Annotated in this window: 16 protein-coding genes; all 16 read right to left on the bottom strand. The window is 61.9% G+C overall.

The features are described from left to right. Position 1: 1 nt before the first annotated feature. The 16 genes from GPK94_RS09665 to GPK94_RS09590 all read right to left on the bottom strand — a co-directional run bounded on the left by GPK94_RS09665 (position 2) and on the right by GPK94_RS09590 (position 13,738). Positions 2 to 529, bottom strand: a complete 528-nt coding sequence (locus GPK94_RS09665) for a hypothetical protein (RefSeq protein ID WP_193536779.1) — start codon at positions 527 to 529, stop codon at positions 2 to 4. A gap of 1 nt (position 530) precedes the next feature. Next, complete coding sequence (locus GPK94_RS09660; protein WP_186963816.1) at positions 531 to 1,136, bottom strand: DnaJ domain-containing protein; 606 nt, start codon at positions 1,134 to 1,136, stop codon at positions 531 to 533. Further along, the gene (locus GPK94_RS09655) at positions 1,133 to 2,020 is read right to left on the bottom strand and encodes a DUF5685 family protein (protein WP_215655661.1); all 888 of its coding nucleotides are present in this window, start codon (positions 2,018 to 2,020) and stop codon (positions 1,133 to 1,135) included. The genes GPK94_RS09660 and GPK94_RS09655 overlap by 4 nt, the downstream gene beginning before the upstream one ends. Positions 2,021 to 2,030: 10 nt before the next feature. Then, positions 2,031 to 2,453 (bottom strand): SoxR reducing system RseC family protein, encoded by a 423-nt coding sequence (locus GPK94_RS09650; RefSeq protein WP_101693127.1) that lies wholly within the window; start codon positions 2,451 to 2,453, stop codon positions 2,031 to 2,033. 77 nt (positions 2,454 to 2,530) lie between these two features. Continuing rightward, on the bottom strand, positions 2,531 to 3,772 hold the full coding sequence (locus GPK94_RS09645) for a hypothetical protein (protein WP_215655660.1): 1,242 nt from the start codon (positions 3,770 to 3,772) through the stop codon (positions 2,531 to 2,533). Then, positions 3,750 to 4,637: a diadenylate cyclase CdaA gene (gene cdaA / locus GPK94_RS09640; protein ID WP_101693129.1), complete on the bottom strand. Its 888-nt coding sequence runs from the start codon at positions 4,635 to 4,637 to the stop codon at positions 3,750 to 3,752. The genes GPK94_RS09645 and cdaA overlap by 23 nt, the downstream gene beginning before the upstream one ends. Before the next feature lie 316 nt (positions 4,638 to 4,953). Beyond that, positions 4,954 to 6,096 carry an aminotransferase class V-fold PLP-dependent enzyme gene (locus GPK94_RS09635; protein ID WP_193536785.1) on the bottom strand — a complete coding sequence of 381 codons (1,143 nt, stop codon included), beginning with the start codon at positions 6,094 to 6,096 and terminating at the stop codon, positions 4,954 to 4,956. Then, positions 6,093 to 6,347 carry a DUF3343 domain-containing protein gene (locus GPK94_RS09630; RefSeq protein ID WP_101693131.1) on the bottom strand — a complete coding sequence of 85 codons (255 nt, stop codon included), beginning with the start codon at positions 6,345 to 6,347 and terminating at the stop codon, positions 6,093 to 6,095. Before GPK94_RS09630 ends, GPK94_RS09635 begins: the two co-directional genes overlap by 4 nt. Positions 6,348 to 6,404: 57 nt before the next feature. Then, complete coding sequence (ispF, locus tag GPK94_RS09625; RefSeq protein ID WP_215655659.1) at positions 6,405 to 6,875, bottom strand: 2-C-methyl-D-erythritol 2,4-cyclodiphosphate synthase; 471 nt, start codon at positions 6,873 to 6,875, stop codon at positions 6,405 to 6,407. Further along, positions 6,872 to 7,606 carry a 2-C-methyl-D-erythritol 4-phosphate cytidylyltransferase gene (gene ispD / locus GPK94_RS09620; RefSeq protein ID WP_215655658.1) on the bottom strand — a complete coding sequence of 245 codons (735 nt, stop codon included), beginning with the start codon at positions 7,604 to 7,606 and terminating at the stop codon, positions 6,872 to 6,874. The genes ispF and ispD overlap by 4 nt, the downstream gene beginning before the upstream one ends. Positions 7,607 to 7,704: 98 nt before the next feature. After that, the gene (locus GPK94_RS09615) at positions 7,705 to 8,181 is read right to left on the bottom strand and encodes a CarD family transcriptional regulator (protein WP_101693134.1); all 477 of its coding nucleotides are present in this window, start codon (positions 8,179 to 8,181) and stop codon (positions 7,705 to 7,707) included. A 209-nt stretch (positions 8,182 to 8,390) separates the two neighbouring features. Then, positions 8,391 to 10,346 (bottom strand): bifunctional 4-hydroxy-3-methylbut-2-enyl diphosphate reductase/30S ribosomal protein S1, encoded by a 1,956-nt coding sequence (locus tag GPK94_RS09610; protein ID WP_101693135.1) that lies wholly within the window; start codon positions 10,344 to 10,346, stop codon positions 8,391 to 8,393. After that, on the bottom strand, positions 10,343 to 10,942 hold the full coding sequence (locus GPK94_RS09605; RefSeq protein ID WP_101693136.1) for a lysophospholipid acyltransferase family protein: 600 nt from the start codon (positions 10,940 to 10,942) through the stop codon (positions 10,343 to 10,345). The genes GPK94_RS09610 and GPK94_RS09605 overlap by 4 nt, the downstream gene beginning before the upstream one ends. Beyond that, positions 10,939 to 11,616, bottom strand: a complete 678-nt coding sequence (gene cmk / locus GPK94_RS09600) for a (d)CMP kinase (RefSeq protein ID WP_215655657.1) — start codon at positions 11,614 to 11,616, stop codon at positions 10,939 to 10,941. Before cmk ends, GPK94_RS09605 begins: the two co-directional genes overlap by 4 nt. 2 nt (positions 11,617 to 11,618) lie before the next feature. Next, positions 11,619 to 12,860, bottom strand: coding sequence for an NAD(P)/FAD-dependent oxidoreductase (locus tag GPK94_RS09595; RefSeq protein ID WP_195278733.1), 1,242 nt, complete (start codon positions 12,858 to 12,860; stop codon positions 11,619 to 11,621). A gap of 8 nt (positions 12,861 to 12,868) precedes the next feature. After that, on the bottom strand, positions 12,869 to 13,738 hold the full coding sequence (locus tag GPK94_RS09590; RefSeq protein WP_195278595.1) for a MurR/RpiR family transcriptional regulator: 870 nt from the start codon (positions 13,736 to 13,738) through the stop codon (positions 12,869 to 12,871). Positions 13,739 to 13,778: the final 40 nt, after the last annotated feature.

Here is a 13,778-nt window from a genome sequence, read left to right as displayed (position 1 = left end):
CTCATTTCCCCAGCCGGCGGCCAAGGCGCGCCACATAGAGGCTGATGACCTTGGAGCATCCAAAATCATAGACCAGAAAGACCGGGTTGCCCACCAGGTAGACCAGCGCGGTCATGCGCAAAGCCTCCGGCAGGAACGGGAGAAAGAGTCCCCGAAAGCCAAACCACAGAATGGTCAGCGCCAGGTTGAAGCACAGCAGCTTCAGCCCATACTCGGCCAGCCGTGTCCGCAGCCGCTCGGCCCGGGACTTGATCACCGGATATAGGCCGAAAAAGAGCAGATAGAGCAGTGCACTCCCCTTGTCGGGCACCAGGAGCAAACCCAGGATCCCGGCTGCGCCATAGCACAGCAGCCCGGCATGCAGTCCGCCCGAGACCACCGCCGCGGCCGGCACCAGACCGGAGAGCGCTACCAGGCCCATCCGCCCGCTGGGCGCAATGGAGGCCCCATAGAGCAGCAGCAGCGAAAGAGCGGCCAGTACCGCCGGCAGCGCCACTTCCCTGGCGCCTCCGGAACGTGCGCGGGGCACCTTAGTACCCTCCGCATCCGCCGCACAGGCAGTTGAGACACATCAGACTGGTACAGCAGTCGCAGGCGTCCATGCCGCCCCCGTATCCGTAGGGACGGTATGCCTGCCCGCCGTTCTGCATCATGGCCAGCGCCTGGCGGTACTCCCCGTTTGTGGGGTCCATGCGGCAGGCCATCTGATAGTGCTGCATGGCCTCGTCCAGCCACCCCTTCCGGTAGGCGATGCTGCCCATCAGGAAGTGCCACTCCCCGTTCTGGGCGGGCGCGGTGCGCAGCAGCTGCTCCGCCCGGCCCAGGTCGCCCAGGTTGATGGCCTGCCGGGCCTGCTGGTACACGCTTCCGCCGGAATAGGACTGCTGCTGATAGCTGCTCTGCTGTCGCTGGTAGCCGGCATTGGAGGCATTGTACCCGCCCCCTCCGGCGCGCTGCTTCGTGATCTGGTCGTAGGCCTCATTGATCTCTTTCATCTTCTCCTCCGCCAGATCGGCCAGAGGATTGTTCTGATAGTTGTCCGGATGGTACTTCCGGGCCAGCTCCCGGTATGCGCGCTTGATCTCGTCGTCACTGGCAGTGGGCTCCACGCCCAAAACACGGTAGGGATCCGTCATCTGTCCATTCTCCTATGCATGCAAGAATTCCGTCGGCCCGCTCCGTCGGATGGGGCAAAGACGCTCCGCTCCATGGCGGGAAGGCCAAGGTAAAGGATATTTTCTAAAATTCCGCTCCAGTCGCCCGCCTCCAGCAGCGCATATGCGGATACTGCCAGGTTTCTGGAGTGAAGCAAGGTCCGCGCGATCTCCTCCCGGTGGTCCTGTGCCCCGTCCGGGAAGCGCTTCAAGATGGGGTTATACTGTCCGGACTGCCGGTCCTCCTCCAGGTCGTCCCAGGCGTCCAGCAGATAGATCCACCGCCCCACATGGTAGAGCAGCTGCTCCATCGCCCGGTCCCGCGCCGGACGCCCCGTTTTCGGCCCGGCGGCCGACAGGATGCGGGCGAAGGTATCAGCCGTCCGGTCCAGCGAGGGGGACTGCTCCCGCTCCAGTACATGGAGCTCTTCCAGGCAGTTCTCCACGGTCTCCGCAAAGCCCAGGCAGGCGCGCTGTGCTCTCCGGTAGGCCGGACGCAGCAGGCGGGATAAGATCCGGCTTCCCTGCCGCTGCCAGAAGGAGCCGTCCAGTACACCGTCCCGCAGCTTCCAGTAGGTGAGGATCACGCTCTCATCGGCGGCCAGATCCATCATCTCATGCCGGGGCGTACAGGATTTCCGGCATACCCACAGCCGTGCGGGACAGCGGCACCGGCTCCGCTCTCTCCGGCCCAGATCGGGCAGGAGCAGCATAGCCAAAAAGGTAAAGTCATAGTTGAGGAACATCCGGGCCAGAAAGCCATGGCGGCGGCCCATGGTGTCACACAGACCGCAGTAGGCCTCCCGGTACCGCTCCCACTCCCATACCCGCAGCTCCGTCCGCACCGGCCTGACATATCCAAACATCGCTTCTGTCTCAGTCCAGGATAGCGGTGATCCGGAAGGAGGTAAGCCGGCGGCGCTTGACCACGCTGTTGGCATAGACCGCAACCGCGATCCCCACAAAGAAGCCCAGTCCGCCCAGCGCAATGGAGACAGATTCCACATGTGCAATCATACGCCCCACGGCATAGAGCAGGAAAAAGAGGATCAGCGGCACCAGATAGACGATGGCCGCGATGCTGAGCACCTGTTTTGTCTCACTCTCTACCTGTACCGTGTCCCCCGCCCTGGCGTGGAGCGGATTAAAGGCCATGGCGGTCACTTCGCTCTGTACCAGCATCTCGCTGCATCCGCCTCCGCACTGGGAGCAGTCATGCCCACAGGCCGATTTCCGCTTCACAGCGATCTCTGCCACGGTGTCGCTGACCACCCGATTTACTCTTGCGATCTGTTCCATATCTAACCTCTTATTACCTAGTTGCTGTGTGGGACGGACGCATTGCGCCCGTCCCACCGTGTTTCTCGTATGCTTCTTTAATTACGCCGCAGATTGACGACCACTTTGTAGTCTCCGCCGACGACGCCCACGCTGCTGCTGCCGTCCAGATAGACCGTGGCGTTCACCGTCTGGCTGCCCGGTCCGGCATCCTTCAGATCGGCCACTACCCGCAGCTGGGACGGGATCACCGCATTCACGGCCTCTTCCTCCCCGCGGATCTGCACCAGGCAGGAGAGTGTCACCTTCTCCGGCGTATATCCCTCCGGCACATTGATGAAGTTGATATTGTCCACTTCCAATGTGCGGGTGGTCAGTCCGGTGATCTTGACCGTCACGGTGGCCTCGGTCACGCCGCTGACATTTTCCAGATGGGTGCCCACGTCGATGGGGAAGGTGATCGTGTTCTGATCAAAGATCGTCTGAAGGTCGATCTGGCCCAACACGATCTTGGTCACGGAGTCCAGCGCGTCCTCATCTCCGGAAACGGTAATGGTCTCCGGCTCAATGTGGACCTCTGCGTTGTCCGCAGTGGCGCCGCCTCCGGGCAGGATATCCACAGTCAGCGGGATCTCCTTGAGCTTCACCACCGGGAGGGTCACGTCCACCATGTCCACATTGGTGGTCAGTCTCAGCGCCTTGGCATCCAGCACCTGTCCGTCAAAGCCGATCAGCTGGAAGGGCATGGTTCCGGTAAAGGTGGCGGAGAGCGGCTCGTCCTCCCGGGTGACCGTCACGAGGGCATAGTCGACCTGGTTGACATTTTCCTCCTCGCCGCTGACCGTGATGCTGCCCGGCGTGATGGAGAATTCGCCCCGCTGGAAGCCGTCGGCCACCTCGCCGTTGAAGACGCCGCGCACCTCAACCTGCCGGTCCGAGCGGCGGGCCACGGTGTAGGAGATATTCTGTACATTGCCCACCACGCTGTAGCTGATCTGGCTGACGCTGCTGGGCGTGTTGAGCTGATAGCCCGTGGTATAGGAGCCCGGAGCGGTGATCTTGGAGACATCCACCACTGCGGTGACTGCCCCCTTCTCAGACAGCTTCATGGCCACGCTCCGGGTGGATTTGATCTCCAGAGTGATGGTCTGCTCCGCGCCCTCCGAGATCATCAGGCCGCGCTCCTCCAGGGTCTCCACATTGGTGAAGGTCACGGGAATGTTGCGGATCGTGTTGATCTCCTCCCGGCCCTCTCCGCTGCCTACATAGAGCCAGAGAAAGATGGCCAGCAGCAGAGACAGTACGATATAGAGCCACTTACTCTCCCTTATGTTCTCCATCACGCTGACCTCCTTTCATGGCTTTCAACAGGTTGAAGAGCTTGAAGCGCTGGCTCTCATCCTCCTCATTCTTGGGAAGGAGCTCATTGCGCAGCAGCCGCTCCAGCGTCTCCGGGGCCAGATGGCGCTTGAGCATTCCGCCCACCGCCACCGAGATGGAGCCGGTCTCCTCCGAGACGATGGCCACCACCGCGTCCGAATGTTCGCTGGCGCCGATCCCGGCCCGGTGGCGCATGCCCAGATCCCGGGACAGGTTCACATTTCCGGAGAGGGGCAGCACGCATCCGGCGCCCACGATCCGCCCGTTGCGGACGATGACCGCGCCGTCATGGAGGGGCGCCTTGTTCCAGAAGAGGTTCTTCAGCAGCTCGCTGCTCACCGAACAGTCCAGCGAAGTGCCGGTCTTGATGGAGTCGTCAAAGAGATTTTTCCGCTCAAAGACCATGAGCGCGCCCGTCTTGCTCTTGGAGAGAGAGGCATAGGCCTCCACCGTCTGCTGGATGGCATGCTCGATCTCATCCGGCGCCTCTGCTTTCCCAAAGACATTTCCCAGGCGGCTGTTGCCCACCTGCTCCAGCATCTTCCGGATCTCCGGCTGAAAGAGCACCACCAGAGCCAGAACGCCCCACTCTACCGTCTTCCCCAGGAAGTAGTTCACCGTATTCAGTTTCAGCAGCTGTGAAAGCCACAGGGCCGCCAGAATCAGAACGACTCCCTTGGCCACCTGGCCGGAGCTGCTCCGCCGGATCAAAATGATCACCCGGTAGATGATAAAGGCCATGATGCCGATATCAATAAAATCGGTGACGTGGATCAAACGGAGATAATTGAGGACAACCTGCATAAACTGGTATAGATGTTCCATTTCCCACTACTCCCCATGTCGAACGCATGGTGTGCGCCCTGTGCTCACCCGATCGTTCACACAAACATACCGGGCCCTTTAACTTCATTATTATACTGTCTTTCCGCAATATTGGCAAGAAGTAAGGCCGGGAATCTTTTAGTTCTTTCGGTCTGTTTACAAATAATTTTCAATTTATTCACAGCATTTCCGACCCATCCCGCCTATTTTCGCAGGATGGGGCCAATTCTCCCCATCACGCCTCTCTTTAGCGTGATATCAATCCGATCATGACAGGAAAGGAGCTCCAAGCCGCACCGGGCCTGGAGCTCCCCTTTTAAACCGCCTGTGCCCCATTTCGCCGGATCTCCCGCAGCATGTGGGCGAATCGCCGGATCTCCGATTCCATGGTGAAGGCGGAAACACTCATCCGTATGGTCCCGGTCTCAAAGGTACCGGCGGTGCGGTGGGCCAGCGGCGCACAGTGGAGTCCGGCGCGCACGGCCACGCCCCGCTTCCCCAGCACTTCTCCCACCTGTTCGCACTCCATCCCTTCCATACACAGGGAGAGCACGCCGGTTTGCAGTCCCGGGTCGGGAGAGGCATAGAGGGTCACCCCGTCCATCCCCCGCAGCAGCTGGACCGCGGTGCGGATCATGCGCTCCTCGTGGGCGCGGATCCGGCCGATCCCGGTCCGCTTCACGAAGCGTAATCCCTCCAGCAGTCCGGCAATGCCGGGCATGTTGTGGGTCCCCGCCTCCAGGCGGTCTGGCAGGACCTCGGGCATACCCGGCAGCGCCGAGGCGCTGCCCGTTCCGCCCTCCAGAAGGGTGTTCACATCCTCCCGGGCGCAGAGCAGCAGTCCGGTCCCCTGGGGGCCATAGAGGCCCTTGTGTCCCGGTATGGCGACAAAGTCCGCCCCCAGCTCCTTGCAGGAGATGGGGATCACTCCGGCCGACTGGGAGGCATCCAGTACAAACGGGACTCCCCTCTCCCGGCAGATGGCCGCGATCTCGTGCACCGGCAGCACATAGCCAAACACATTGGACACGTGGGTGCAGACGACTGCCGCAGTCCGGTCGGTGATCGCCTCTTCCATCTGCCGCAGCAGGACCTCGGGCCGGAAGAGCGGGGCCTGCGCCACCAGTGTCTCCGCGCCGAGGGCCACCAGCGGCCGGGTCACGGCATTGTGCTCATAGCCGGAAATGACCACCCGGTCTCCGGGATGCACCAGGGTTTTGATGGCCAGATTGAGGGCATGTGTGGCATTGCTGGTAAAAATCACCCGTTCCGGGTGCTCCGGCATGTCAAAGAGCTCCGCCGCAGCCATCCGGCAGGCGAATGCCGTGTCCGCCGCCCGTTGGGCCGGGCGGTAGCCGCCCCGCCCGGGGGTGGTCATGGTATGGACCGCCTGTGCGACGGCCCTTGCGACGGTGTCCGGCTTTTGGAGCGTGGTGGCAGCACTGTCCAGGTAAATCATAGCAGCACCTCTTTATAGCTGCCGTCGCTCTCCATAATAAAGACCCGCTTCGGCCCCAATCCCGCTTGGACCAGGATGCGCAGGGCGTCGGACAGGTTTCGCTGTGCCACCTTGACCGAGTATCCGCATCCCTCTCCGGCAATCACTTTCGGCGAACGCAGGATATGCGCCGTAATGCCTACCCGCTCCAACACAGCGGCTGTCCGCTGCGCATAGGTCAGGGAACGGCAGACGATAAGATAATAGACCATGGTTCAAACGCTCCTCTCGCCCCATCGTATGCCGGGGCGGGAGGTGCGGTTCCACGGCTACTCCTCCAGCAACGCCACCGCGTGAGCCGCCATGCCCTCGCCGGCGCCGGTAAAGCCCAGTCCCTCTTCCGTGGTGGCCTTGACGTTGACCCGGTCCTCCCCGATTCCCATACGCTTGGCCAGATTGGCGCGCATCTGGGGAATGTGGGGGGCCAGCTTGGGCCTCTGGGCCAGGATGGTGGCGTCCACGTTGCCCACCCGGTATCCTTTCCCACGCAGCATCTCCATGACCCGGTCCAGCAGCACCAGGCTGTCCGCGCCCTCATAGGCCGGATCGCTGTCCGGAAAGGCATGGCCGATGTCCCAGAGCCCCGCGGCCCCCAGGAGCGCGTCCATCACCGCATGGGTCAGGACATCCGCGTCCGAGTGGCCCAGCAGTCCCTTCTCATAGGGGATCTCCACCCCGCCCAGGATGAGGCGGCGTCCCTCCACCAATTTATGTACATCATAACCATGTCCGATTCTCACGGCTTCTCCCTCCACTCCAACAGCGCCTCCGCCAGGACCAGGTCCTCCGGCGTGGTGATCTTCAAATTCGTATAGTCCCCTCCGGTCAGAGAGACTTTCATTCCAATCCGCTCCACCGCGGAGCAGTCGTCCGTGAGGGCAGCCCCCTCCTCCAGCGCCTTAGCCAGCGCGCCCCGGATCAGCGCGGCATCAAAGACCTGGGGCGTCTGCACTGCAAAGAGCTCTGAGCGATCGGGCGTCCGTTCCACGATCCCTCCGACTGCCTGCTTGATCGTGTCCTTGACCGGCACCGCGGGGGCCGCCGCGCCGCACTCCTCCGCCTTGCGGATGACCTCATCCAGCACCGCCTGGCTGACCAGGGGACGGGCCCCGTCGTGAATGGCAATGAGCTCGGCCTCCTCGCTGGCCTCCCGGATGCCCCGCAGCACGGATTCCGCCCGGCTGGCACCGCCCACGACCACCGATTTGACCTTGGTAAATCCACCCTCCCGGCAGAGCTGGCTGATGGGCACGATCAAATCCTCCCGGGTGACCACCACGATCTCCTGGATACGGGGGCAGCTGTCCAGTGCGCGCAGCGTGTGCATCAGGACCGGCACATCCCCCAGCGTAAGCAATATCTTATCCTGTCCCCCCATGCGGGTGGAGGATCCGGCAGCCGGGACTACCGCGGTACAAAAGGCCTGCTGTTCCCGGTTTCGCTTCAGCAGCCGTTTGAGCCATTCTGCCATGTTCGTTTCCTTCCTTTCCTCTGCCGGCCACAAGAAAAGGAGCCCGAAGGCTCCCTCTTGCTCGATGGGTCCACGCTGTCGCCGTCTCTCCCATCTTATTATGCCAGGGCAGAATCAATGCGGGCCTCTACCGCTTCATAACTGGAATTCTGGGAGAGGACGATCTCCGAGATCAGGATCTGTTTGGCCGAGTGGAGCATCTTCCGCTCCCCGGTGGAGAGGCCGCGCTCTCCGTCCCGGCGCACCAGTCCCTTTACCACCCGGGCCACCTCCAGGAGGTCGCCGCTTTTCAGCCGCAGCATATTCTCCCGATAGCGCCGGTTCCAGTTGGAATCCATCTCCACGTCCATGCTGGGAATGGCCGCGATCACACGGTCTGCCTCTTCCCCCTCCACAATGGGACGTACACCGATCTCCTCACTGTTGTGCGTCGGGATCATGACAAGCATCCCATTCAGAGGAAGCTTTAAGATATAGTATTCCCGCAGCACTCCGTTGACCTTCTTCTGCACGATACTGTCAATGACACCAGCACCATGCATTGGATGGACGATTTTATCGCCTACCTGAAACATGATCCCACCTCCCAAACCGTTTGAGCCTGTGAATGATTCTCACGTTGTTTGCCAATTTCGGTATGGGGCTTGTTCCCTGCGTCGGAGACAGCCCATAATACTAATTGTATTATAGACCATTTCCCCGCCTTTTGCAAGGAAAATGAGCAGTTTTCAAAAAAAGCAGCCCACTTTTGTTCAAAGCGAGCTGCTTTTATCAGATAGAGAAATTACTCAGCGGAGCCGTCCTCATCCTCAGCGGCATCGGCCTGCTCGTCCAGCAGAGCACGGATGGACAGAGACACCTTCTTGTTCTCGAAGTCGATGTCGGTGACCTTCACGTCCACCATCTGGCCCTCGCTCAGCACGTCGCCGGGCTTCTCGATGCGGTGATCGGCGATCTGAGAGATGTGGATCAGGCCGTCCACGCCGGGGACGATCTCGGCAAAGGCGCCGAAGGTCATCAGCTTGACCACCTTGACGTTGGCCACGGAGCCCACATCATAGGTAGCGGTGAACTTGGCCCAGGGATCCTCGGTGCGGTCCTTCATGCCCAGGGAGATCTTCTTCTTCTCCTTGTCAGCGGCAATGACATAGACCTCGACGGTGTCGCCCACCTTCACCACCTCGGAGGGGTGCTTGATGCGGCTCCAGGAGAGCTCGGAGATGTGGACCATGCCGTCCACGCCGCCGATGTCCACAAAGGCGCCGTAAGAAGTCAGGGACTTCACAACGCCGGTGTAGCGCTTGCCTTCCTCGATCTCCTCCCACACCTTAGCGGCCTTCTCGGCGCGCTCGGCAGCGGCCACGGCGCGGATAGAACCCACCACGCGGCGGCGGGCACGGTTGACCTCGGTGATGCGGAGACGGACATGCTGCTTGACCAGCTCGGTCATGGCCACATCGCGGGCCAGGCCGGTCTGGGAAGCGGGCACGAACACGCGAACGCCCTTGACGCTCACGACCACGCCGCCCTTGTTCTCCTCGGTGACGACGCCCTCGACCACAGTCTGGTCGTCCTTGGCCTGCTCGATATCGTCCCAGCTCTTGACGGTATCCAGGCGCTTCTTGGACAGGGTGACAACACCCTCCTGATCGTTGACACGCATGACGTAGGTCTCGATCTCGTCGCCCACCTTCACAATGTCCTCGACCTTTACAGTGGGATCGTCGGTCAGCTCAGACACCGGTATGTAACCGGCATGCTTGGTACCCAGATCGACGTAGATCTCGGTGGGCGTAATGCCAGTGACGACGCCGGTAACCTTCTCCCCTGTATTTAAAGTTTTGATCGACTTCTCCAGCATTTCAGCAAAGGATTCTTCGATCTCCATGTTTTCTGCGCTCATTTTGTCATAGACCTCCTTTATAATCCACCCGGGTGTCGACGCGCCCGCGGTGATTCCTATAGAAGCCTTCCCGTACAGGTTGGAAGGTTCCAGTTCCTCCGCCCGCTCGATCCAGCAGACCGTCGGGCAGAGTGCCGCACAAAGCTCCGTGAGGCGCCTGGTGTTGGAGCTATCGCGGCCGCCGATGACGATCATCGCGTCATTTTGGGCCGCCAACTCCTGGGCCTCACTCTGCCGTTTGCACGTAGCATTACATATTGTATCAAAAATTTTTAAATTTGTACACTCTTTTTTTGCTTTTTCTACGCACAAATTCCACTTCTTTTGGGTCGAGGTGGTCTGGGAAACCATGGTGATGGGCTGCGTACGCAGCTCCGGATGCTCCCTCAGCCAGTTTTCCAGCGCGTCCGGACCGGAGAGCACCACCGGATTGCGGCACCAGCCGGCGATGGCCTCCACCTCCGGATGGGTGGGCGTGCCGATGATGACCGGGATGCGCCCCTCCTCCTCTGCCTGGGAGACCAGGCGGTGGATGTGGGAGACGTTGGGGCAGGTGGTATCAATAATCTCTGCCCCCCGCTCCTGCAAGCGTTCATAGACCGCCCGGCCCTCCCCGTGGGAGCGGATGATGACGGCCGCGCCCGTGGGCACCTCCTCTACGCTGTGGACGACCTGCACGCCGGCCTTCTCCAGCTGCTCGATCACGCTTCCGTTGTGGATGATATGGCCCAGCATCACGCAGGGGCGGCCCGACTGGGCAGCCTCCTCCGCCATGGTCACCGCCCGGCGCACGCCATAGCAGAAGCCCGCGGAGCGGGCCAGTGTCAGCCGGCTCATCTGGCCTGCGCCTCCAGCGCACGGATCCGCGCCATCAGATCGGCGGTGATGGCCTCATACTCCTCCTGGGTTCCCTTGCGGGTGGCGACGGTGGGCGTGAAGGCCTCCCCGATCACCACCGGCGTGCGGCGGAACCAGCGCTTGTGCTCCGGCACGTAGACCGGCAGGATGGGAACGCCGCACCGCACCGCCAGCATGGCGGCGCCCGCCTTGGGCTGGCTCACGTCGCCCCGGCTGGAGCGGACCCGGGTTCCCTCGGGGAAAATCAGTACCTTCTCGCCCTCCCGCAGATACTTCATGGCCTGCTTGATGGCACCGATGTCGCTCTTTCCCCGGTCCACGCCGAAGATGCCCGCCTTGCTCAGCAGCCATCCGATCACGGGGATCCGGATCAGCTCGATCTTTGCCATGGCCCGGATCTGGTGCTTGAGACGGAAAGCGTAGCAGAGGAAGAGCGGATCACTGTCACTGGTGTGATTGCAGCAGATCATAACCGCGCCGTCGGGGATGTTCTCCCGTCCGATCACCTTTCCGGGGTGGACCAGATTGAATACGGGATAGACGAGACAATAGAGAAAGGTATACCAGCCTCTCACAGACCCACCCCCGCTCTCACCACGCCCAGGAGCTGCCGGAAGCTCTCCTCCAGGGTGTTGCCAGTGGTATCCACCGCAATGGCGTCCTCCGCCTGGCGCAGAGGAGCCGCCGCACGCTGGGTGTCTTTTTCGTCCCGGGCGATGATGTCCCGCAGCACGGTGTCAAAGTCGGTGTCGGTCCCCCGCTCAGTCAGCTCGGCATACCGCCGCCGGGCGCGGTCCTCCGCCGTGGCGGTGAGGAAGATCTTCACGTCCGCGTCGGGCAGCACCACGGTACCGATATCCCGTCCGTCCATGATCACATTCTGACGGCGGGCCAGATCCCGCTGCATGTCCATCAGGAAGGCCCGCACCTCCGGGATGGCGGACACGCCCGAGGCATACCGGGAGACGCTAGGCTCTCGGATGGCCGAGCTCACATCCTCCCCGTCCAGGTACATGTGCTGTAAGCCGTCCTCCCCGTGCCGCAGGTCGATGGCGACCTGCCCCAGCAGCGCGATCACGCCGCTGCTGTCCTCGGCATCCACGCCATGGCGCAGGGCCGCCAGCCCCAGCGTGCGGTAGATTGCCCCGGTATCCACATAGAGATAGCCCATGGCCTCAGCCAACCGCCGGGCCAGGGTGCTCTTTCCCGCACCGGAGGGACCGTCGATGGCAATGCTTTTGTATCCCATACTTATTCTGCTCCTTCTTCCAAAAACTGAGCCGCCCCTTCTCCCGCGGCTCGACCGGTAGACCAGGCGATTTGAAGGTTGAAGCCGCCCGTGTAGGCGTCCACATCCAGCAGCTCCCCCGCCAGGTAGAGGCCCGGCAGGCGTTTGGAGGCCATGGTGTGGGGGTCCACCTCCGACACCTTCACGCCGCCGGAGGTGATGATGGCCTCCGCCAGCGGCCGCGGCCCGGCAATGTCGATCCGGAAGCCCTTGAGCTCCTCCAGCAGCCGCCGGCGCTGGGCCTTCGTGATGGAGTGGGCCTTGGTGTCGCCGGGGATCCCGGACCGCTCCACCATCACCGGCACCATCAGGCGGGGCAGCAGCCCCTCCAGAACATTGTGAAAGTCCTGATTGGCCCGCTCGGTGAAATCCCGCAGCAGCCGCTGCTCCAGCTTTTCCTCGTCCAGGGCCGGCTTGAGGTCGATAATCACCTGGTAGTGGTCCTTTTCAAAGTCCCGCATATGGGCGCTTGCGCTGAGGATCAGCGGGCCGGAGAGCCCGAAGTGGGTGAACAGCAGCTCCCCCTGCTCGGCATAGATCACTTTTTTCTTCTGGTTTTTGACCTTGACCGCCACATTGCGCAGGGAGAGGCCCTGCATCCGGCGGCAGTCCTCCCCCTCCGCCACCAGCGGGACCAGCGAGGGCTTGGGCGGCACGATGGTGTGCCCCACCGCTGCGGCCATCTCATAGCCGTCCCCGCTGGAACCGGTGAGCGGATAGGAGGCTCCCCCGGTGGCCAGAATCACCGCCCGGGCGGAGTAGGATCCGTGCTCCCCCTTGACCCCGGAGATCCGTCCTTCCTCATCGGTCAGCAGGCGGACGGCCCGGTCCTCCACCAGGCTCACCCGCTTCCGCCGCAGCGCCTGAAAGAGCGCGTCGATGATGTCTGCGGCCCGGTCGCTCTGGGGAAAGATCCGGTTCCCCCGCTCGGTCTTGAGCGGGACGCCCAATCCCTCAAAAAACGCCTTCACGGCCTCCGGCGGGAAGCGTGTGACGGCGCTCATGAGAAATTTGGGATTGCGGGGCACGTGCTGAAGAACCTCCGGGACCGAGCAGTCATTGGCTACGTTGCACCGCCCCTTCCCGGTGATGTACAGCTTGCGGCCGACTTTGGCGTTGCGCTCCAGCAGGAGCACGGAACACCCTCGGTCCGCGGCGGCCAGCGCGGCCATCATGCCTGCCGCGCCGCCGCCGATTACAATCATATCACTGGTCAAAAGGAATCCTCCACCTTTTCATATACCTCGTACTCGTCCCAGATCTTCTCCAGGACTCCAAAGGTCTCCGAGAGATCGCTGTTCTTTCTCCGGCCCAGCGCCACGATGAGGGCGTTGACCAGACTCAGGGGGGCCACCAGCGAGTCTACAAAGGAGGCCATATCGCTCTTGGCCATCAGGGTGTGGGTCGCAATGGCGGTGAGGGGCGAGGTCTCGCTGTCCGTGATGGTCACCACCTGGGCCCCCCGGTCCCGGGCAAATTCCATGGCCTTGACGGTGCGTCTGGAGTAGCGGGGGAAGCTGATCCCGATGATCACATCCCGGGGCCCGATGCGCAGCAGCTGCTCAAAGACCTCACTGACCGAGGTACTGTGGATATGGACCACGTCCTCGAAGATCAGGTTGAAGTAGAAGGCCAGGAAGCTGGCAATGGCCGACGCCGAGCGGACGCCGAGGATGTAGATGCGCCGTGCGGACACAATGGCGTCCACTGCCCGGTCAAAGCTGTCCCGGTCCACCTCCTCCAGCGTCATGCGGATCTTCTCCACATCGGACTGCATGACCATGGAGAGGATGTCCTGGTTTCCGATGCGGTCGTTGGACACCTCGATGCGCTGGATGGAGGTAAGTTTATTGCGGATCATCTCCTGAAGAGCCTTCTGCATGGCGGGATAACCGTCATAGCCCAGCTCGGCGGCAAAGCGGACCACCGTGGACTCACTGACGTTGACCGTCTTTCCCAGCTTGCTGGCCGTCATGAAAGCCGCTTTGTCATAGGAGTCCAGAATAAAGCGCCCGATCAGCTTCTGGCCCTTGGAGAAGGTATTCATATTTGTCTGGATGATGGACAAGATATCTTTTGACATGAGAGCGTATCCTCCCGATCTGCCGCCCAGGCGGGGGCTG

It is taken from the genome of Pseudoflavonifractor sp. MCC625, assembly GCF_018784545.1.
Taxonomy (GTDB): Bacteria; Bacillota; Clostridia; order Oscillospirales; family Oscillospiraceae; genus Pseudoflavonifractor_A; species Pseudoflavonifractor_A gallinarum.
Note: the sequence above shows the minus strand (reverse complement) of the source record. Positions and strands in the feature narration are given on the sequence as shown.